The sequence below is a fragment of the uncultured Selenomonas sp. genome (assembly GCF_963528755.1).
Classification (GTDB): Bacteria; Bacillota; Negativicutes; order Selenomonadales; family Selenomonadaceae; genus Selenomonas.
In genome coordinates this window covers 73,594-94,390 of the sequence record NZ_CAURXA010000001.1, presented here as the reverse complement: position 1 = coordinate 94,390, position 20,797 = coordinate 73,594, and the positions used below count along the sequence as shown (strand labels likewise).

Annotated in this window: 18 protein-coding genes and 1 tRNA gene; 5 read left to right on the top strand and 14 right to left on the bottom strand. The window is 56.4% G+C overall.

Annotated elements, in window-relative coordinates; translation table 11 throughout:
• Positions 1–69: 69 nt before the first annotated feature.
• The 6 genes from RWS31_RS00460 to RWS31_RS00435 form a co-directional block, all read right to left on the bottom strand.
• Positions 70–918: a histidinol-phosphatase gene (locus tag RWS31_RS00460; protein ID WP_314595235.1), complete on the bottom strand. Its 849-nt coding sequence runs from the start codon at positions 916–918 to the stop codon at positions 70–72.
• A gap of 11 nt (positions 919–929) precedes the next feature.
• The gene (locus tag RWS31_RS00455) at positions 930–1,730 is read right to left on the bottom strand and encodes an HAD family hydrolase (protein WP_314595232.1); all 801 of its coding nucleotides are present in this window, start codon (positions 1,728–1,730) and stop codon (positions 930–932) included.
• A 138-nt stretch (positions 1,731–1,868) separates the two neighbouring features.
• Positions 1,869–2,861: a putative heme d1 biosynthesis radical SAM protein NirJ2 gene (nirJ2, locus tag RWS31_RS00450; protein WP_006191181.1), complete on the bottom strand. Its 993-nt coding sequence runs from the start codon at positions 2,859–2,861 to the stop codon at positions 1,869–1,871.
• Complete coding sequence (gene nirJ1 / locus RWS31_RS00445) at positions 2,858–4,054, bottom strand: putative heme d1 biosynthesis radical SAM protein NirJ1 (RefSeq protein ID WP_314595230.1); 1,197 nt, start codon at positions 4,052–4,054, stop codon at positions 2,858–2,860. Before nirJ1 ends, nirJ2 begins: the two co-directional genes overlap by 4 nt.
• Before the next feature lie 19 nt (positions 4,055–4,073).
• The gene (locus tag RWS31_RS00440; protein ID WP_009645231.1) at positions 4,074–4,697 is read right to left on the bottom strand and encodes a TetR/AcrR family transcriptional regulator; all 624 of its coding nucleotides are present in this window, start codon (positions 4,695–4,697) and stop codon (positions 4,074–4,076) included.
• Between the two features lie 213 nt (positions 4,698–4,910).
• Positions 4,911–4,988, bottom strand: a tRNA-Arg gene (locus tag RWS31_RS00435).
• A gap of 163 nt (positions 4,989–5,151) precedes the next feature.
• Between RWS31_RS00435 and RWS31_RS00430 the strand changes: the two genes are divergently transcribed.
• Entirely contained in the window at positions 5,152–6,021 is an 870-nt protein-coding gene (locus tag RWS31_RS00430; RefSeq protein ID WP_314595228.1) for a YitT family protein, read from the top strand.
• Here RWS31_RS00430 and RWS31_RS11010 read toward each other — a convergent pair.
• Positions 6,018–6,098 carry a hypothetical protein gene (locus RWS31_RS11010; RefSeq protein ID WP_399553722.1) on the bottom strand — a complete coding sequence of 27 codons (81 nt, stop codon included), beginning with the start codon at positions 6,096–6,098 and terminating at the stop codon, positions 6,018–6,020. The genes RWS31_RS00430 and RWS31_RS11010 overlap by 4 nt on opposite strands.
• Between RWS31_RS11010 and RWS31_RS00425 the strand changes: the two genes are divergently transcribed.
• On the top strand, positions 6,084–7,121 hold the full coding sequence (locus tag RWS31_RS00425) for a hypothetical protein (RefSeq protein ID WP_314595226.1): 1,038 nt from the start codon (positions 6,084–6,086) through the stop codon (positions 7,119–7,121). The genes RWS31_RS11010 and RWS31_RS00425 overlap by 15 nt on opposite strands.
• A gap of 708 nt (positions 7,122–7,829) precedes the next feature.
• Here the strand turns inward: RWS31_RS00425 and RWS31_RS00420 are convergent.
• Positions 7,830–8,414, bottom strand: a complete 585-nt coding sequence (locus RWS31_RS00420; protein ID WP_314595224.1) for a guanylate kinase — start codon at positions 8,412–8,414, stop codon at positions 7,830–7,832.
• 337 nt (positions 8,415–8,751) lie between these two features.
• Between RWS31_RS00420 and RWS31_RS00415 the strand changes: the two genes are divergently transcribed.
• The gene (locus tag RWS31_RS00415; RefSeq protein WP_314595222.1) at positions 8,752–9,747 is read left to right on the top strand and encodes a pyridoxal-phosphate dependent enzyme; all 996 of its coding nucleotides are present in this window, start codon (positions 8,752–8,754) and stop codon (positions 9,745–9,747) included.
• 21 nt (positions 9,748–9,768) lie between these two features.
• The gene (locus tag RWS31_RS00410; RefSeq protein WP_009645236.1) at positions 9,769–11,175 is read left to right on the top strand and encodes an acetyl/propionyl/methylcrotonyl-CoA carboxylase subunit alpha; all 1,407 of its coding nucleotides are present in this window, start codon (positions 9,769–9,771) and stop codon (positions 11,173–11,175) included.
• A 75-nt stretch (positions 11,176–11,250) separates the two neighbouring features.
• On the opposite strand, the gene brnQ is transcribed toward RWS31_RS00410, so the two are convergent.
• From brnQ to RWS31_RS00395, 3 genes are all read right to left on the bottom strand, one after another.
• The gene (brnQ, locus tag RWS31_RS00405) at positions 11,251–12,585 is read right to left on the bottom strand and encodes a branched-chain amino acid transport system II carrier protein (protein ID WP_314595220.1); all 1,335 of its coding nucleotides are present in this window, start codon (positions 12,583–12,585) and stop codon (positions 11,251–11,253) included.
• Positions 12,582–15,422, bottom strand: coding sequence for an excinuclease ABC subunit UvrA (uvrA, locus tag RWS31_RS00400; protein WP_314595218.1), 2,841 nt, complete (start codon positions 15,420–15,422; stop codon positions 12,582–12,584). Before uvrA ends, brnQ begins: the two co-directional genes overlap by 4 nt.
• Before the next feature lie 222 nt (positions 15,423–15,644).
• Positions 15,645–17,291 (bottom strand): ShlB/FhaC/HecB family hemolysin secretion/activation protein, encoded by a 1,647-nt coding sequence (locus tag RWS31_RS00395; protein ID WP_314595216.1) that lies wholly within the window; start codon positions 17,289–17,291, stop codon positions 15,645–15,647.
• Positions 17,292–17,617: 326 nt separating this feature from the next.
• Between RWS31_RS00395 and purF the strand changes: the two genes are divergently transcribed.
• A complete protein-coding gene (purF, locus tag RWS31_RS00390; RefSeq protein WP_314595213.1) occupies positions 17,618–19,039 on the top strand; it encodes an amidophosphoribosyltransferase in 1,422 nt (473 codons plus the stop codon).
• 70 nt (positions 19,040–19,109) lie between these two features.
• Here the strand turns inward: purF and RWS31_RS00385 are convergent, their stop codons facing one another.
• The 3 genes from RWS31_RS00385 to pyrH all read right to left on the bottom strand — a co-directional run bounded on the left by RWS31_RS00385 (position 19,110) and on the right by pyrH (position 20,773).
• Positions 19,110–19,280, bottom strand: coding sequence for a DUF362 domain-containing protein (locus tag RWS31_RS00385; protein ID WP_009646785.1), 171 nt, complete (start codon positions 19,278–19,280; stop codon positions 19,110–19,112).
• Between the two features lie 210 nt (positions 19,281–19,490).
• Positions 19,491–20,048 (bottom strand): ribosome recycling factor, encoded by a 558-nt coding sequence (gene frr / locus RWS31_RS00380; RefSeq protein ID WP_294175627.1) that lies wholly within the window; start codon positions 20,046–20,048, stop codon positions 19,491–19,493.
• The gene (gene pyrH / locus RWS31_RS00375; RefSeq protein ID WP_314595211.1) at positions 20,045–20,773 is read right to left on the bottom strand and encodes a UMP kinase; all 729 of its coding nucleotides are present in this window, start codon (positions 20,771–20,773) and stop codon (positions 20,045–20,047) included. Before pyrH ends, frr begins: the two co-directional genes overlap by 4 nt.
• Between the last annotated feature and the right edge of the window lie 24 nt (positions 20,774–20,797).

Sequence of the window (20,797 nt, the reverse complement as noted above, 5' to 3'; positions counted from 1 at the left end):
AAATCTCTCCCCCATATTGTACGAAAAATCCGCATGTCTGGCAAGAGGTGAAAGGAGCGGCTGCAACGATCAGCCGAGCGGCACGACCTCGCGCTCCCTCTTCGTGAAGCGCAGTGTCGTCTCGTAGCCGAAGCGCCGTGCGTAGGCGACGGCCTCGTCATTGTACGCTCCCGCATCCTCGGGCTTGTGCGCGTCCGAAGTCGTGATGACAGGCAGTTTGTGCGCCGCCGCTAGGCGCATGAAATCCTCGTAAGGCGAGATCTCCGCAACCGGATAGCGGTAGAGTGTGCCCGTGTTGATGTCGACCGCCATCTGCGCCTTTTCCATCGCGCACACGGCACGTTCCAGGAACGGCGTGACATCGAAGTCGGGGAAGTAGCGGAAGAGGCGGATGTTGAACGGATGCCCAAGCACATCGTAGAGCTTCGAGGCGCAGAGCTTCTCGATCTCCTGCGTGTACCATTCGTAGATGTCAAAGAGCGCGATGCGATCCCACTCCGCCTTTATCTCGGACGAGTCGTAGGCCCAGCCGCGAATGAAGTGAACGGAGCCGATCACATAGTCAAAATCGCAGCTGCCGAGGATTTTGGCAACAGCCGTCTGATCTTGGAAGTTGCAGACCTCGATGCCCGTCTTGACAGCGTGCTTTTCCTTGAGTTTTGCCATGAAGGCGAAGTATTCTTCGAGCGTATACTTGAACTTGTTCTTCTTCAGCCACTTCTGCTGAAAACTGCCGACGAAGGAGTCGTCCAAGATGAGATCATCGTAATAGAGCGATTCAAACTCCGGAAACGTGTGGCTGTGCTCGGAAAAGCCGATCTCCGCCACGCCGCGCGCCGCCGCCGCCCGAAAGAATCCTTCCACCCACGCTTCATCGTAAGAGCCGTATTCCAAATGCATATGATAGTCGAGCTTCATGATCTTCCCCCCTACATCTTTCCTTCATCGAGCAGCCGGCGCAGGATGCGCAGCACGCCGTGCTGCGTGTTGGGCGGCGCGATATGCTTCGCCGCCGCCTTCGCCTTCGGGTGCGCATTCTCCATCGCGTAGCTCCCGCCTACCGCGCCGAGCATCTCGACGTCGTTCAGATAGTCGCCGAAGGCAAGGCACTCTTCGGGGCGAATGCCCAGAAGTTGCTGCACGCGGCGCACGGCGGCGCCCTTGTTCACATCTTTTTGCATGATGTCCACCCAATAGTTCGAGGAGACGACGACCTTCAGCTCCTCGGACAAGTCCTGCAGCGAAGGATAGATCGTGCGCTCAGCATCCGCCTCCACGGGATCACATATAGAAAACTTGATCGCCGCATCATGCACGTCAGAAAAATCTTCGACCATCTTGTATTCCGTATAATATTTTTCCATCTCGGCAAAAAAATCCTCGTTGCGCTCCGTCACATAGGCGTACTCCTTGCCGCACCAGACGGTATAGGCGCCCTTGACGGCGGCGGCGCGGCGCACGATTTCCCTGCACAGGGCGGGCGCGATCGTCGTAGAGAAAAGCTCCTCGCCGCGCCGCACGACGTAGGAGCCGTTTTCGGCACAAAAGATGAGATCAGTCGCCCATGGTCGGAAGTGACGCAGAAGCGCCGCATACTGCCTGCCGCTCGCAGGCGCAAAGATCACGCCGTGCGCCTTGAGTTCGGCGAGGATAGCGCCGAGTCCTTCAGGCAGATTTCCCTGCGCATCGAGAAGCGTGCCGTCCATATCGCAAAATACCAGCTTGATCATAAAAGCCGCCTTTCTTCAACCCCCATTGCTGCAGGCTGCACGCACAAACATCCGCCGTTTGAGCATCTAGCGCCGCCTCACGAAAAAGGGCGGCGGCACGCTTTCCGGCGCACCGTCGCCCCTGCCTATCTAATTATACTATCCCTTGCGCCCGTGGTAAAGACACCAAGGCTCTTCCGCCATATAATCGCCATCGTTGTAGTAGGCAGCACGCGCACGGCAGCCGCCGCAGGCACGCTTGTAGTCGCAAGTACCGCAGCCGCCCGAATATTCGAGCGTACGCAGCTTGTTCAGCACCTCGCTGCTCTTCCAGATTTCGTCGAACGGCGTCTTTCGCACGTCACCAAGCTCCATGTTGAGATAGGCGCACGGCTGCACCTTGCCGCGCGGACTGATGATGCAGTAGCTGAGTCCTGCGAGGCAGCCTCGCCGAAAGCGCGTCTTGATGCCCATCTGCCCCGCGATACGCAAAAACTGCGGCGCGCACGTCGGCTTCAATTCGATATCCACTTCCTCCGACTTTTTCATGATGCGCGTCAGGACGCTCTCATACGCCTCGGCACGAAGCGATTCCTCCTCGATCGTCTCGGCGCGTCCCGTCGGCACGAGGAAAAAGAAGTGGTGCGCCACAGCGCCGAGTTCCACGGCGAAATCCGTGATTGCCTCCAGCTCCTTTTCGTTCCAGTCCATGACCGTCGTATGAATCTGAAACGGCAGCCCCGCCGCGCGGCAATTCTTCATGCCTTCGACAGCGCCCGCCCAGCCGCCCGGATAGCTGCGGAACGTATCATGCTTTGCAGGCGACATCGAGTCGAGCGAAATGCCCATGCCCATCGCGCCCGCCGCCTTCAAGTCGCGTGCCATCTCGGGCGTGATCAGCGTGCCGTTTGTGCCAAAGACCGAGCGCAGGCCAAGCTTCGTCGCATGTTCTACAAGTTCCAGAATGTCGGGACGCGTCAGAGGCTCGCCACCCGAAAAAATCATGATCTTGAAGCCCGCACGCGCGATCTCATCGAGGAGCTTCTTCGCTTCCGCCGTCGAAAGCTCCTCCTCCGCCTTGCAGCCCGCATCGCGGTAGCAGTGCTTGCAGTACATGTTGCAGGCATTCGTCGTGTTCCACGAGATGATCATATCGCCGCCTCCTCACGCGCAAGTCCAATCTCCTCGTCCGTCAGATAGCACGAAGGATCGCTTGCCCAGAAATCGCCCGTACGTGCCTCAGCGCGCGTGCGGAAGTTGCCGTTGCAGCACGAAAGGTAGCGGCACGAGGAACATCGACCCTTAAGGAGCGGCTTTCGATCCTTGAGTCCCGCCATGATGGCGTTCGACGTGTCCTGCCAGATCTCGCCGAACTTCCTCTCGCGCACGTTGCCGAAAGTATGGTGCTGCGTGAACTGATCGGGATGGACGTAGCCTAAGGGATCGACCTCACCGAAAGCGATGCCCGAACGGTTGCCGCCGTTCATCGAAATGTGCTTCCACACATGCTCGGCCGCCGCCTCGCCCTTTTCCCTGAGCGTTTTCAAGTAGATGTAAACGCCGTCGCAGTGATTGTCAACCGTCAGGATCTCCTTTTCCAGACCGCGCTCCTCGAAATCACGCGTGCGGCGGATGATCGTATCCATGGCACTGCGCGATTCCTGTGCCGTCACATCCTCTTCCATCATCGCGTTGCCGCGCCCCGAGTAAACGAGGTGATAGAAGCACACGCGGTTGATGCCCTCCTCCTCGATGAAATCGAAGATCTTGTCGAGCTCCATGATGTTGTGATGGTTGATCGTGAAGCGAAGCCCCACGCGCTGCCCGACCGCCGTGCAGTTCTCTATGCCGCGCATGGCAGCCTCGTAGGCGCCCTCCTTGCCACGGAACTTGTCGTTCACGTCCTTGAGACCGTCGAGCGAGATGCCGACGTAGCCCACGCCGATGTCCTTGATGCGCTGCGCCGTCGCGCGGTCAATGAGCGTGCCGTTCGTCGAGAGCGTCGGGCGCACGCCCTTTGCCGCCGCGTGCTCGGCAAGCTCGAAGAAGTCGGGACGAAGGAGCGGTTCGCCGCCCGAAAAGAGCAAAACGGGCACGCGAAAGTCAGCGAGGTCGTCGATGAAGCGCCGCGCCTCCTCTGTCGTCAGCTCATCCTGATACTTCTTGGCGTCCGAGTTCATGTAGCAATGGCGACACTTGAGGTTGCACGTCTTCGTCGAATTCCAGACGACGACGGGGCCCATTCCCTCGGCCGCACCGTTTTTCATTCGATGCGCATTCTTCGTATAGCGCAGCGAGTCGCCGAAATACTCGCGCGCAAAAAGAAGCTTCGTTACACTGATCATGAAATAAAAATCCTCCCGTTCATTCCTTTTGCTCTTCCTGCTTTTCAATCACGCGCATGCCGTCGAGAATCAATCCAAGCTTCAGGCGCACATTCTCCTCGAAGGGAATTTCCAATTTACTGAACGCCGCTGCTTGAAACAGCGAGTGGAAAAGTTCTGAGATGATCGCCGTCGGGATGTCATGGCGGAACTCGCCATTCGCTTGGCCTTCCTCAACCAAGCGTGTGAAAAGCACCGTGAAAGGCGGCGCCGAAACGCTCGCCTCCGAGCGCTTCAGCAAGGTCGCCTGCTGTGCAGCGCGCAGGAAAAGCGGCAGCACATAACGATTCTGCCCAAGAAGTCTGGCGGCGGCCAGAAGCAGCTCGCGCAGGATTTCCGTCACGGGCCTACGCTCCTCAGACAGGACGCGCACCCTTTCTCCCAGTTCCTTCATGATGCGTCCCAGAAGTTCCATCAAGACATCGTCCTTGGAGTCAAAGTAATTGTAAAACGTACCGATGCCAAGATCCGCCCCGCTCATGATATCCGCAATCGCAACATCTTCCAGCCCGCGACTCTGAAACAGGCTTGCCGCCGAATCGAGAATGGCCTTGCGCGACTGAATCTTCTTCATCTCGCGGCGGCTGATCTTATCTTCTTCCATACAAATCCTCCTCGCTCAAGGAGTCTCCTGCACACTCCAACTCTCTTTGCCTATTATACATGAATCCCCTTCATTTTTAAAGCAGAAAATGAAGCATCTTCATAATTTTAAGGAAACGCTGCTAGAATGAAGTCGCTCCATAAAGCATTTTGAACGACGAGCGCTCTTGCACACAAAAAAAGCGCCAGCTACTGCCAGCGCAAAACTTCAAAATGGTGACCCAGGAGGGACTCGAACCCCCGACCCTTTGATTCGTAGTCAAATACTCTGATCCAACTGAGCTACTGAGTCACAAGCCGACCGCTCTCGCAATCAACATAAGTGATTCTATCACAGGAAACACCCGTTGTCAAATAAAATTTGCGCGAGTCCTGTTTTTTCCGTATAATGAAAGCATCATTGAATGAATCCGCTTCCTTGAGGAAGCGTCCGGCTGTACGAAAGGATCTGCTTTATGGAAAAAGAAAAGAAAAGTCGCAAGAAGCGCCTGCTCGCCCTCACGCAAAAATATGTGATGATCTTCATCGGTGCCGTCATCACGGCCGTCGGTCTTGAAATCTTCCTCATCCCGAACAACATCATCGACGGCGGCGTCGTCGGCCTCTCCATCATGGCTCATGCCATCACAGAACAGCCTCTGGGCGTCTTTCTCATCCTCTTCAACCTCCCGTTCCTCTACATCGGCTACAAGCAGATCGGCAAAGCCTTCGCCGTCGCCACCATGACTGCCATCTTCCTGCTCTCTTTTTGGTCGGCCTACTTCGCGCCATTCCCGACCGTCACGCAGGATCTCTTTCTCGCCGCCATCTTCGGCGGCATCATCGTCGGCCTTGGCGTCGGACTCATCATTCGCTCGGGCGGCTCGCTCGACGGCACAGAGATCGTCGCCATCATCCTCGACAAGAAATCCGTATTCTCCGTCGGCGAAGTCGTCATGTTCATCAACCTCTTCATCCTGTCGAGCGCCGGCCTCCTCTTTGGCTGGGACAAGGCGATGTACTCGCTCGTCGCCTACTTTGTCATCGCCAAGATGATCGACGTCGTCGTCCAAGGACTCGACGAATCCTACGCCGTCATGATCGTCACGAACGAACCGGACAAAATCAATGTCGCCCTCGCCGAGCGATTGGGACGCGGTGTCACTCTCCTCTACGGCGAAGGCGGTTACACGGGCGAGGAGAAAAAGGTTCTCTACTCCGTCGTCACGCGCCTCGAAGTCAACAAACTCAAGGAGACCGTCCTCGACATCGACGAGAGCGCCTTCGTGACCATCAACGCCGTCCACGATATCGTCGGCGGCAGATTCAAGAAAAGCGGGCATTAAATATATTCAACCATATCAAGGAGCAAAAAAACTGCCAACGAATAAAACGGGAGAGATAGTAAATGAAAAAATCGCACTGGCTACTTGCATTTTCTTTAGGATTGCTGCTATGCTCGACAATCCATGAAGCAGGAGCAGAAACCGTTATCAATCTGGACCCTAACCATAAATTGTCAGAGCAAACTCAAGCGGATCACGCTTCAACAAGAAGCGAACAAGTCGGCAAAAACCAAGCAGCGACACAAAAACCTTCCGCCGAAAGTTCTCCTCTGCCAGCAAACGATATCGAAATAACATCCAACGCGTCTGCCACAGAACAGACCTCCGTAGAAACTACATCCGATCCCGACGCAAACGCAAATAATGTCACAAATCAGGAAAGCCAACCCACAGTTCCAATGAGTGAACCGATCCGATCAAAACAAGCATCAGAGCACCGCCCTTTCAAAACCATTCATTCTGAAAACACTGCTCCCGCTCCGATACAAACTGATTATTTAGTAGAGCAACCAATCCGCACTCCTATGTGGCAATCTGATAAAGCTGAGGAAATAAAAAGACTCACGAAGAACGTGAGAGTAACGAAAGACAGCATAAGAAACGTAACCTATTATGAGCCAAAAAAGGTCAGTGCCGATCCCATCACGCTTTATCCCACCATCACGGTAGACAACGATTCCAACATCGTCCGGATATCGTTCGTGGCCATGTTCGTAAACACCCAGACCAACACCCATGTCCAGGGAATCAGCATGCAAATGGGCGATACTCATTGGTTGAACTTCGATACGGTTTCGGCACGAGTTGATGGAGATATATACGAGCTTAAATATGATCCTCATCGCTCGCATCGAGATGTCCAAAGCGACTCTTCAGGTATCAGTTCTTGGCTCTTTGGCGCATATTCCATATCCGTGGTTGAATACTATGAGGAACCTATGGATGAATATGCTTTCGACATGTTTCGAGCCATCGCCCATGCTGATGATGTATATGTGCGTTTCAGCGGCCGTGATTTCCAGACGGAAAAGCCTATGAATAAGAAAAAAATCGCTATCGAAAAGAATATGTATGACTTATACCAAGTCATCAAATCTTAAGAAAAGAGGCTTCGGACGTCTTGTCCGAAGCCTCTTTTTGAAAGTCGACCCCCGCAGATTTCCCAAGTTTCACCGAAGCCATGAAGCCTTTGCCCTGCTACATGGAAACGCGCCCTTCAGCACGCTCTCTTTCAACAGTCAAGCGGTATCGGCATTATGCGCCCTGCTTTTCCTGCGCATGATTCTTCTACTCGGACTCGGAATTGATCGGAACTGCTCTTCTTCTGCGTCAAACTCATGCATTGTCCTTCGCAGCTGCACGAGCTTCCGCCTCGACGCACGGATTCTTGCATCCGTGGATTCTTCGGCACTTGCGTCTTGCCTTACATCAGTTCCGCAAGCGCCCCTCAACCCTTCATGAACATTCGTTCCGCTTCCTGCCGCCATACTGCAGCGGCTTGCCGCCCTTTGGATTCTCTCCGTGAGCTTGTTCACCATGGTCTCGGAATACGCTCTTCCTCCTCCACGATGCGCCTCATGCCTGAACCTTCGATTTACCTTAAGCTTTTCTGCTATTTTTGCTAGTCTGCATACTAAAGTTTCTCCTCTTTCTGCAAACATCTTCGCAAGGGATGCCTCCTTCCATCTGCACTTTTATTATAAAACATCTCCTATAAGTTGTCAATAATATTTTGAAAAATCTTGAAATATTTTCCGTCGCCTAAATTTCTCTGCAAAATAAAGAAACAGCCCTTGCAGGCTGCCCCTTTATTGCACGCATTCCTTGAGCTTCTCCGGCGGCAGGAGGCGCATCAATCCCATGATTGCCAAGATCTGATCAAATGCCGCCCCTGGATTCGCCACATTTCGGATCTTCACGACATGCGTGGCGTCCTTCCAGTTGTCAAACTCACTGTTGTTTTCCGCATATTCCAAATGATATTTTATTTCACTGTTCTTATGTCCAAGACGAATCATGCGCTCGACGAGCGTCACATAGTCAACCATGAGGAAGATCGTCTCGAAATTCTCTTTCAAAAGGCGCGCGAGCTGCTTGACGCCATTCGCCTCCAACATCACAAGGCTGATCTTATGCTCTTGCAGTGCCGAGAGAACGTCTTTTTTTAAAACGCCATAATAGTCTCCCTTATATGTGACGTGCACAATGAATTCCTGCTTGAAGAATTCCGTCTTGCCGACAAAGCGATAAAATCTCGTATCGGAATCGATCTTTCCCGGCTTCCGTGTCGTATATAAAGGAATGTAATGAATCCCCATCTGCATAAGTTTGCCGATCAGCACCGTCTTGCCCGAAGCGTGCGGCCCGACCAGCGCATAAATCTTGTTTGTCATAATCCTCTCCTAAGAAGGCCGTTTGCACGGCCGGCGAAAAAGAAAAAGAGGGCCTCCCCTCCTCGTTCTTCTTATATCAAAAAAGCCGTCCCTGCAGTAAAAACAAAGGTCATAAAAACCTCTCACATGCTATCATACATCATTTCTTCTCCTTTGCCAACCACATTTTCTCTGGAGAAACACAGAGCTGTCCTTATTTTTCTCTTAAAATTTCTGATTGAAATGCAGGAAAACTTACATAAGAAAAGGAAATGCGCAGGAAAAAGCGAATATATTCATGACGACAAAATACTGAACAAAAGGAAATCACATGCTATGACGAAAGGCGGGATGCTCCGTGTATTTTTACTGCGAAAAATGCAAAAAAAAATATCCCATCAGCTCGATGAACTACCGCTGCGAATGCGGCGGCATGTTCCATCTGAACAAGGCGGCAAACGAAGAAACGGTGCATGACGTCACGATCGGACACATGCACACCGATCTTCTGAGTATCAAGATTGACGGCATCGAGTATCTGCTGAAGACAGAGAACCTTCTGCCGACCGGCTCCTTCAAGGATCGCGGGGCCTACACGCTGATCAATGAGATCCACCACGTCGGCATCGAGAAGATCGCGCTCGATTCGGCAGGCAACGCCGGCGCCTCCATCGCCGCGCACGCAGCAGCAGCAGGCATTGACTGCACAGTCTACGTGCCAAAGGAGACGTCACCCGACAAACTGCGTCAAATTGCCGCCTACGGCGCGAAAATCGTTAAAACTGAAGGCGGCCGCATGGATGCGTGTCAGGCGGTCAAGGAAAACCTCGGCGACGCTTACTATGCTTCGCATGTATACAATCCGCTCTTCTTCGAGGGCATGAAGGCGATGGCATACGAGATCTACGAACAGCTCGGTGAGAGTGTTCCCGAGTACATCTTCCTGCCCGTCGGCAACGGCACGATGCTCTTAGGGCTTTACTACGGCTTCATCGAGATCGGCCGCCTGCCACGCCTCGTTCCCGTGCAGAGCAAGAACTGTGCACCGCTCTACGAGGCGTTCAACAAGATACCGGCAAACCCGAAGACGGAGACAATTGCTGAATCGATTCGCATCGAAACACCCAAACGTTTGCACGATATGCTCGCTGCCGTCACGAACAGCGGCGGTGACGTCCTCATCGTTGAGGATGAAGAAATCGTGAAGTGCAAAGAAATGCTCGGACGCCGAGGCATCTATGTGGAAACGACAAGCGCCGCAGCTCTCGCCGGCGCCATGCAGATCTTCGGTACGGCAAAACCCGACAACTATCGTGTCGTCGTGCCGCTAACAGGCTCGGGACTCAAAGGATAATACGAATCAGGAGGCTACATCATGTTCAAGAGAATCCTCATCGCCAATCGCGGCGAAATCGCCGTTCGCGTCATCCGTGCCTGTCAAGAGCTCGGCGTCGAGGCGGTCGCCATCTACTCTGACGCCGACAAGAACGCCCTGCACGTTCAGCTCGCCGACCTCACCTACCGCGTTGGCCCCGCCGATGCGACAGAAAGCTACCTCAACAAGGAAGCCGTCCTTGAGGCAGCAATTCAGACGAAGTCCGACGCCATCCACCCAGGCTACGGCTTCCTGTCCGAAGATGCCGACTTCGCCGAGATGGTCACGAAGGCCGGCATCGTCTGGATCGGCCCCATGCCCGAGACCCTGCGCCTCGTCGGCGATAAGGATGCAGCGCGCGCTGCCATGGCGCCGTCCGGCATTCCGATGTCAAAGGGCAGCGCACCTCTCGAAAGCAACGAGATGGCCTTGAAGGCTGCTGCGGAAGTTGGTTACCCTGTCATCTTGAAGCCTGTATCAGGCGGCGGCGGCAAGGGCATGTTCGTCGCACATTCCGAAGAGGATCTCAAGAACATCCTGCATCTCGTCGATCTCAAGAAAGTCGTCCACTACTTCGAACACTATATCGAGCATTCGCGCCACATCGAGGCGCAGATCCTCGCCGACAATTACGGCACGGTGCTCTTCCTCGGCGAGCGCGAATGCTCGCTGCAGCGCCGCAATCAGAAGCTCCTCGAAGAGTCGCCTTCCGTCGCCCTGACGGAAGAGATGCGCCGCGAGATCGGCCGCCTTGCCATCAAGGCGGCGAAGAGCGTCCACTACTCGAATGCCGGCACGGTGGAATTCCTCCTCGACCTCGCCGACAACAAGTTCTACTTCATGGAGATCAATCCGCGCGTCCAGGTCGAGCACGCCATCACGGAAGCCGTCACAGGCGTCGACATCGTGCGCCGCCAGATCCAGATCGCCGACGGTGAGCCTCTGGGGCTCATGCAGAAGAATATCAAGATCCGCGGTCACGCCATCGAGTGCCGCATCAACGCCGAAGATCCCGACAACAACTTCCTGCCGTCTCCCGGTCTCATCACCTTCATGCACGAGCCGAGCGGTCCGCGCGTACGCTTCGACAGCGGCGTGACGACGGGACTGACAATCGAGCCGTGGTACGATTCCCTCATCGCCAAGGTCATCGTGCACGGCAGAACGCGCGGCGATGCCATCAAGATCATGGAACGTGCCCTGAGCGAATTCCGCATCGAAGGCGTCAAGACAACGATCGCCCTGCACCAGAAAATTCTTGAGGACAGCTACTTCCGCACGGGCAATATCGACACGCAGTTCATCAAGCGCCGCATCACCCACTACGAGAACGAGCCGAAAAAGCTCAAGCTCAAGGACAAGCTCGATCTTGCCGCTTCCATCAACGCGAGCATGTATTACGCGTGAAAACCGCACATGAAAAGAACCCGACGGTCATCCGTCGGGTTCTTTTCATGTACGGCGGCATCCCGCATGCGCTCACTACGCTTCCTTCGGCGCTGGCGCTTTCTGCCCGAGCGAGATGATGAATCCCAAGACCGCTCCGGCGACCGCCGGGCAGACCCACCCCATCATGACGCCGTAGAACGGAACATGCGCGGCAAGCATTTCATAGAGGGCGGCAGAGCCAAAACCTGCGGCGTGCATCGCATCCGTCAGCGAGAAGGCGAATGTGACGAGGACAGCACCCTGGTAGATGCTCTTTCGCCAGCCAATGAAGCGGTCAAAGAGCGAGAGGATGACGAAGACGATGACGAGAGGATAGATTGCCACGAGGAACGGCACGGCGAGCGCAATGATCTGCGTGAGGCCGATGTTCGACGCGCCGAAGCTGAAGATCGTGGAGAAGAGCAGCAGACGCTCGTAGGAAACCTTCTTTTTGAAGAGCTTGTGGAAGAACATCGCGGCGCTCGACGTGATGCCGCAGCACGTCGTGATGCACGCGAGGATGATGATGAGCGCGAGGAGCACGTTGCCCGCCGCGCCGAAGAAGATGCGCACGGCTTCGGCGAGGAGCTGTCCGCCGTTCTCCGAGTGTCCGAGAGCCGTCACGCTCGTCGCTCCGAGATAGGCCAAGGAGCCGTAAACGCAGGCCATGAGGAATACGGTGATGAGGCCGGCTGTGAGGCACGCCTTGCCGATGGTGCGCGTGTCGGTCACGCCGCGATAGCGCACGGCATTGACGACGAGTGCGCCGATGGCGATGGTCGCGAGGAGATCCATCGTCTGATAGCCGTCCTGGAATCCCTGCGCATAGGGCGATTCCAGGTAAACGCCCGTCGGATCGAGCACTGCGCCCATCGGCGACCAGAAGGTACGCAAAAAGAGAATCACGAGAACGACGAGCAGCGCAGGCGTGAGCATCTTGCCCACGCGGTCGATGAGCTTGTTCGGATTGAGCGATAAGTAGTACGATGCACCAAAGAAAAGTGCCGTGTAGACAGCCTGCGGAAGCGTGACATCGCCCGCACCAACGAAGGGACGAATGCCGATCTCAAACGAGACGGCGCCCGTCCTCGGCATGGCGAACAACGGTCCTATGATAAGGTAGAGGATGATGAGAAGCGCCGTTGCAAACCAGGGGAACGTGCGCCTCTTCAGAAGCTGCACATACTCGCCGCCCGCGAGCGCGATCGCCATGATGCCCAAAAGCGGCAGACCGACGCCCGTCGTCATGAAGCCGAGCATGGCGGGCAGCGTGTTCGTCCCCGCCGCCTGTCCCAGCGCAGGCGGGAAGATGAGGTTTCCCGCCCCGAAAAAGACGGAGAACATCATGAAGCCCAGAGTCAAAAGATCCTTCTTCTTCAATCGGTTCATTTCGCATTCCTCTCAAAATTCTCTTCCAACAAGGGCTTCAGGAACTTTCCCGTGTACGAGGCCTTGACCTTCACGATGTCCTCGGGACGGCCTTCGGCAACGATCGTGCCGCCGCCCGAACCGCCCTCAGGGCCGAGATCGATGATGTGGTCGGCCGTCTTGATGACATCGAGGTTGTGCTCGATGACAACGACCGTGTCACCGCCGTCCACGAGGCGGTGCAGGATACCGAGGAGCTTCGCGATATCGGCGGTGTGAAGCCCTGTCGTCGGCTCGTCGAGGATGTAGAGCGTGCGCCCCGTCGAGCGGCGCGCCAATTCCGTCGCGAGCTTCACGCGCTGCGCCTCGCCGCCCGAGAGCGTCGTCGCACTCTGCCCGAGCTTGATGTAGCCAAGACCGACATCCTGAATGACCTTGAGCTTCGTTTCGATGCGCGGGATATTCTTGAAGAACTCCACAGCTTCGTCAACCGTCATGGCGAGCACGTCGGCGATCGTCTTTCCCTTGTAGCGCACCTCAAGCGTCTCGCGGTTGTATCGCGCTCCCTTGCAGACCTCGCACGGCACATAGACGTCGGGCAAGAAGTGCATCTCAATCTTGATGATGCCGTCGCCGCGGCACGCCTCGCAGCGGCCGCCCTTGACGTTGAAGCTGAAGCGCCCGGGTTTGTAGCCGCGCATCTTCGCCTCCGTCGTCTGACTGAAAAGCTGGCGAATGGCATCGAATACGCCCGTGTACGTCGCAGGATTCGAGCGCGGCGTTCGTCCGATCGGCTGCTGGTCAATGTCGATGATCTTGTCGACGTGCTCCAGTCCCAGAATCTTCTTGTGCTTGCCGGGCTTCCCCTTCGCATGGTAGAGCCTTGAGGCGACGCCCTTGTAGAGGATCTCGTTGACGAGCGTCGACTTGCCCGAGCCGGAAACGCCCGTGACGAGGATCAGTTCCCCGAGCGGGAACTTCACGCGCAGGTTCTTGAGATTGTTCGCCGCCGCGCCGACGATCTCGATGAAATTGCCCGTGCCCGTCCGGCGGCGGCTCGGCACGGGGATGAACTTCTTCCGCGCGAGATACTGTCCCGTGACGGAAGCGGCGACCTTCTTGATCTCTTCTGCCGTGCCCTCGGCAACGACACGCCCGCCATGCGCTCCTGCGCCGGGACCGATGTCGATGATATGGTCGGCGGCATACATCGTATCCTCGTCATGCTCGACGACGATGAGCGTGTTGCCGAGATCGCGGAGATGCTGCAGCGCCGCCAAGAGGCGGTTGTTGTCGCGCTGATGAAGTCCAATGCTCGGCTCATCGAGGATGTAGAGCACGCCCATGAGTCCCGAGCCGATCTGCGTCGCAAGCCGTATGCGTTGCGCCTCGCCCCCCGAGAGCGTCCCCGCCGCACGCGAGAGCGTCAGATAATCAAGCCCGACGTTCAAGAGAAAGCCGAGACGCGCGTGGATCTCCTTCAAGATCTGCGCGGCGATCTTCGCCTCGCGCTCCGAAAGCGAAAGCCCTGAGAAAAATTCGTCGCACTCGCGGATCGTCAGCGCCGTGACCTCGGCGATGTTCTTGCCGCCAACCTTGACGGAAAGCACCTCAGGACGAAGACGCGCTCCATGGCACGCAGGGCATGGCGTGATCGTCATATAGTTCTCGTAGTCCTCGCGCATCGCATCCGTGTCCGTCTCGCGGTAGCGCCGCGTAAGCATCGGCATAACGCCCTCGAAGGCCGAATGATGCAGCTTGTACTCGCCGAACATGTTCTCGTAGCCGAATTCGAACTTCTCCTCGCCCGTGCCATAGAGAAGAAGCTCCTGCACCTTCTTGTCCAAGTCGCGAAACGGCGTATCAACCGTATAGCCGTAATGCTTGAGAACGGCCTCCATCTGGCAGTTCGCGTATGTGTTGAGGTTCTTGGAAAGCGGCGCGAATACTCCCTCGGCAAGCGACAGCGAATCGTCGGGTACGACGAGCTCCAGATCGAACTCCATGTTGCTGCCGAGGCCACTGCACGTCGGACATGCTCCGTAAGGGCTGTTGAACGAGAACATGCGCGGCGTGATTTCAGGCAGGCTAATGCCGCAGTCGACGCACGCGAAGTTCTCGCTGAACATCAAAAGTTCGCCGTCGACGATCTGCACGTAGACGACGCCCTCTCCCATCTTCAAAGCTGTCTCCAAGGAATCAGCCAGACGCTGCTCCATGCCCTCGCGAACGACGAGGCGGTCGACGACGACTTCGATCGTATGCTTTTTCGCCTTGTCGAGGTGAATCTCTTCACCGAGGTCGACGACCTCGCCGTCGATGCGCACGCGCACATAGCCTTCGCGGCGGATGTGGTCGAGAATCTTCTTGTGCTCGCCTTTCTTGCCGCGAACGATCTGTGCCATGATCAGGAGCTTCGTGCGCTCGGGCAGAGCCTCAAGCTTGTCCATCATCTGATCGACCGTCTGCTGCGCGATGGGCTTGCCGCACTTCGGACAATGTGGGCGGCCGGCGCGCGCGAACATCAATCGCATGTAATCGTAAATCTCCGTCACCGTGCCGACGGTCGAGCGCGGGTTGCGGCTCGTCGTCTTCTGGTCGATGGAAATCGCCGGCGAAAGTCCCTCGATATTGTCAACATCGGGCTTGTCCATCTGACCGAGGAACTGCCTTGCATAGGACGACAGCGACTCCACATAGCGCCTCTGTCCCTCAGCATAAATCGTATCAAAAGCGAGCGAAGACTTGCCCGATCCCGAAAGCCCCGTGACGACGACAAGCTTGTCGCGCGGAATCTCCACGTTGATATTCTTCAGATTATGGGCGCGCGCGCCCTGTATGCGAATCACATTCTCCATAAAGTATTTTCCTCCGTTTGCTGCTTCCCCCTATTATATAGGAAAGGCGGCGGAAGTTGAAGCCCTTTTATTATTTTATCTTCTCTTTGCACAAATCAGAAGAATCGTGCCTCTATCAGAATAACCTTGCACATGTCCCGCGAGAGCCGCCCATACAAAAAGGCTGCCGCACGAAGCCCGTTCTTGCTTCGTACGGCAGCCTGCCTTATGTATTTTTCGCCATTACCAGATCTTGCCCGCAAGAAACCAGAAGCGTCCGCGATCCGCCGATATGGTTTCATTGGTTGATCGACCCAAGCCGATGCGACGTGCATAGTCGATGCGCGCGAACCAGTCGGGCGCATTGTAGGCGAGACCGACACCCCACCCTTTCAGCGTCGTCGTGCTGCCGTCAAACGAACTGCGGCCTGCGTCGAGGTAGGTACTCGCGACAAGCCCTGGCACATTGGTGTAGTAACGGAACTCAATCGTGCCGAGTATCCCTTTATCCCCCGTGCCTGTGCCCTGCGGATAGGCGCGTACGGCATTAGCACCGCCCAAATACATCTGTTCGGAACTATCGAGATTCTTCGATGCCGCCTGACCTGACAGTTTTACCATGACATCCGTCTGTTTGCCAAGCGACTGCACAGCCGTGACCTTGGCTTCCACCTTCGTGAAGCCACCGTCTGTTCCCGCACTTTTCGCCAGTTTCTTTGCATACCACGAATCCGCCGTAACGTTGCCTGCTGTCAGCACGAAATTGTAGTTCAGCGAAAGGCCGCTCTTGCGGTCACGCCAAAAGCCTTCTACGCCGGCATGGATATCGTGCGAATGCTTCTTGCTGTCCGCCATGCCGCCGAAAGCGTCCATATCATCCTTGAGGCTGCGATAATCGTAGCCGTAGGTAAGAGCGAGCTTTTCATCCGACGTATGGTATACTGGACGGCTGCCATAGATGCTGATCGTATCCGCCGTACCGTGCGCTCCCAGACGTTTCAGCGGTCCGCTGACCTCATAGTCCATGCGGCTGTAGCCGATGCCGAGCGACGTGCCGCCGTGCCCTACAAGTGCTTCGTAGTTCACATAGTAATTGTGCAGCGACTTGTTGGAAATCAAGGCGCCGACATTGACCTTCGATCCCATGCCGTCGACGTTATAGATCGAATGCTGTGCGCCGTAGCGGTAGCGTCCTGTAGACTCGCTGCCATAGTTCTCGGCGTAGACGATGGTCGAGGACGGTTTGCCATCCTCGATGTGCACAGTCACGTCGCTCGTTCCAAACGATTTTCCTGCACTGAGCGTGCCGACGGCGCGCGCTCCGCTGAAGTCGCTGATCGTGTAAAGCGCCGTCTCAAGATCCTTCGTGCGGATGATCTCGCCCTTCTTTAGCCCTGCAAGGAAACCCTGCGCCGCCGCATCCTTGAACCGGCTCTTGTTGTCGAGCTTCACGTCACCGTAACGGCCAGGAATGACCTTGATGATGACATTCCCGTCCTCGGACTCCTGCGCGGGAAGGTAGGCGGCAGCAGCCGGATAGCCGTGGCTGCGGCAGTACGCCGTGATCTGATCCTGCAGGTCGTTGAGCCCCGCAAGCGTCGTCTCCTTGCCGATGCGCGCTAAGAGAATGTCGCGAATCTCGGCATTGTTGAACTTGATCTCATCTTCGACGTCGAGCTGGATGTTCTTTACGAGGAACTTCACTTCGTTCGTCGCCGTGTTCTTCTTCATGTTGTTCTCGACGCCCGCCTCTGCCCCAGGCAGCGTCCTTTCGATGTCCTGCCCGGGCTTTGACAGCGAAGACGCGGCATACACCGGCGCCGCCGCCGTGCTCGCGAGAAGCCCCAAGAGCACCGCCCTCGTCAAAGTATGGTGCAGCTTGTTTTTCATGCCAATGATCTCCCTTGCTCTAAATTCATGGATATGCTGCTTCGTGCAGTCTTTCTCCTAAAATAGGAACCTGCCGGACGTATGCCCACCCGTTTGCAGGAAAAGCCAATCCATCAGACATAGCCTAGCTTTTTTCTTTTTCGACATGCACCTTTTGAAATCCTTCCCTCAGAATCATTTATTGTGCCTCGCGAGAAATTTTAATCCGCTGCCAGCCGTACACATCCTTCTGCGTATTTTGTATACAGTCGTTCCATTGACATGACTTTTCTCATGGTGTACGATGTAGGGGAAAAAGAAGTTTCCCCCAAGCAGGAGGCACAGGAATGAGCATACATGAAGAATGCGGCGTATTCGGCGCATTTTCCCCCGAGCCGGCGAACGTCGCCGCGATGGCGTATTACGGACTCTACGCGCTGCAGCACCGCGGCCAGGAGAGCTGCGGCATCACCGTGAACGACGACGGCGTCTTTTCCTCGCACAAGGATCTCGGACTCGTCAACGACGTCTTTTCGCGCGAAGTCCTCTCTCACTTCCCCGAGGGCACGATGGCCGTCGGCCATGTACGATACGGCACGACGGGAGCGACGAGCCGCCGCAACTGTCAGCCGCTCGCCATCAACCACCAGAAGGGAAAGCTGGCGCTCGCACACAACGGCAACCTCAGCAACGCCGATGTCCTGCGCGACAAGCTCGAACTCGCGGGCGCAATCTTCCACACGACGATCGACACAGAGATCATCGCCTACCTCATCACGCAGGCACGGCTCAAGACTCCCTCCATCGAAGACGCGGTCAGTCAGACGATGAACCGCCTGGAGGGCGCTTATTCACTGTGTCTGATGTCGAGCGCCAAGCTCGTCGCCGTGCGTGACCCGCAGGGCTTCCGTCCGCTTTGCTACGGCAAGATGCCCGACGGCACCTGGGTTGTCGCTTCTGAGAGCTGTGCTCTGAGCGCCGTCGGCGCCGAATTCGAGCGCGACCTCCTGCCCGGCGAGATCCTCGTCTTCACGAAGAACGGCATGACGAGCCGCTTGGAACACTGTCATACGAAGCCGCGAAAATCGTGCGTCTTTGAGTATATTTACTTCGCGCGTCCCGACTCTATCATCGACGGCGTCTCCATCCATGCAGCAAGGACGCGCGCCGGCGAGATTCTCGCCGCCAAGCATCCCATCGACGCCGACGTCGTCATCGGCGTACCCGACTCGGGACTCGACGCGGCACTCGGCTACAGCCGTGCCTCAGGCATCCCCTACGGCATCGGGCTCATCAAGAACAAGTACATCGGCCGCACCTTCATCGCGCCCGGGCAGGAAAACCGCGTCGACAAGGTGCGCATCAAGCTCAACCCCATCGCCGAAACCGTCTACGGGAAAAGGGTTGTACTCATCGACGACTCCATCGTGCGCGGCACGACGAGCAAGCGCATCACAGACCTCATCCGCAAGGCGGGAGCGAAGGAAATTCACCTGCGCATCTCCGCACCGCCGTTCCTCCATCCCTGCTATTACGGCACGGATATCGACTCTGCCGATCACCTCGTCGCCGCGCACCACACGCTTGAGGAAATCACGAAGATCGTCGGCGCCGACACCCTCGGCTATCTGCCGATCGAATCGCTGCCCGCACTCGCCGGCAACATCCCATGCTGCGACGCCTGCTTCAGCGGCGACTATCCGACGAGCATCCCAAAGAATACAACCAAGGATCGCTTCGAGAAAAAGCTCTCTGAAAGCGAAGGTTGAGGAATCGCTCCCTCGAAAGCGCACAAAAAAACCGCTGCCTGGCAGCGGTTTTTTCATGCATTTCTGCGCATCAGGGTGCGGAAATTGCGGAGACGGGACAGCCCTCCGCGCACGCACCGCATTCAATGCACTTCTCCGGGTCGATCACATACTGGGACTCACCCTCCGAGATCGCCTCGACGGGACAGGTACCAGCGCACGAGCCGCACGAAATGCACTCTTCGCTAATCTTGTAAGCCATGACAGGACACCTCCTTTCGCAGCCGTGCCGCAAGCACGAGCTTTATCTTATCGCCGTCTCGCCTCTGCCGCACGACATAGGGAGACTGCTCATCTATCGGAAAAAAATCTCGTGTGGGATGTGTCCACTCCACATCACAGAGGATTCCGAGCGCCTCAAGGCGCTCTTTCGCCTCCTGCCAGGGAATGCCCAAAACATCGACTTCTTCCATCAGACTTCCATGATTTCCTTTTCCTTGACGACGCGCGCATCTTCCACGGCCTTGATGTACTTGTCGACAAGCTTCTGCATGTCATCCTGGCCCTTCTTCGCGTCGTCCTCGGTGATTTCCTTCGCCTTTTCGAGCTTCTTCATCTGCTCGTTCGCATCGCGGCGGATGTTGCGGATCGCGACCTTCGCATCCTCCGTCTTCTTGTTCAGCGACTTCACGAGTTCCGTACGGCGCTCCTGCGTGAGCTGCGGAATGGAAAGCCGTACCGCTGTACCGTCGGAGTTTGGCGTGAGTCCGAGATCGGACTTCATGATCGCCTTCTCGATGTCGTGCAGAATCGTCTTCTCCCAAGGCGTGATCATGAGCATGCGCGGCTCGGGCACAGCAATTGCCGCGACCTGGCTCACAGGCGTGGGCTGTCCGTAGTAGTCGACCATCACGCGATCGAGGAGCGCAGGGGTTGCGCGTCCAGCGCGCAGCGAGCCGAAATCGCGGCGCAGCGCTTCGAGCGTCTTCTTCATGCGCTCTTCCTGCGCATGGAAAATATCCTTGATCATGCTTCCTCTCCCCCTACAATCGTGCCGATATCCTCGCCGACCGCAGCCTTGAGGATATTCTCATGCCTATCAATATTGAATACGACGATGGGAATCTTGTTGTCCATGCAGAGGCTCGTCGCCGTCGAGTCCATGACAGCGAGGCCACGATTCAGGACCTCCATGTACGCGAGGCGGCTGAACTTCTTTGCCGCAGGATTCTTGCGCGGGTCAGAATCGTAGACGCCATCGACACCCTTTTTCGCCATGAGGATGACGTCCGCCTCGATTTCAGCAGCGCGAAGAGCCGCCGTCGTGTCGGTCGAGAAATACGGATTTCCCGTGCCTGCCGCCAGGATCACGACACGTCCCTTTTCGAGGTGGCGCACAGCCTTGCGGCGAATGTACGGCTCGGCGATCTGACGCATCTCGATGGCGCTCTGCACGCGCGTATCGACATCGATGTTCTCCAAAGAACTTTGCAAGGCGAGCGAGTTCATGACGGTCGCGAGCATTCCCATGTAGTCCGCCTGCGCCCGATCCATGCCCTTGTCGCTTCCCGCAAGGCCGCGCCAGATATTGCCGCCGCCGACGACGACGGCGACGTCAATGCCGTGCTCGCGCACCTTCTTGACCTCGGCCGCAATGGCGTCGACGGTCGGCAGGTCGATGCCGAAGCCCTGATCTCCTGCGAGAGATTCACCGCTGAGTTTCAAAACGACACGCTTGTAACTGGCAATATCCAAAATGAACGTCCCCCTTGCAGAAGT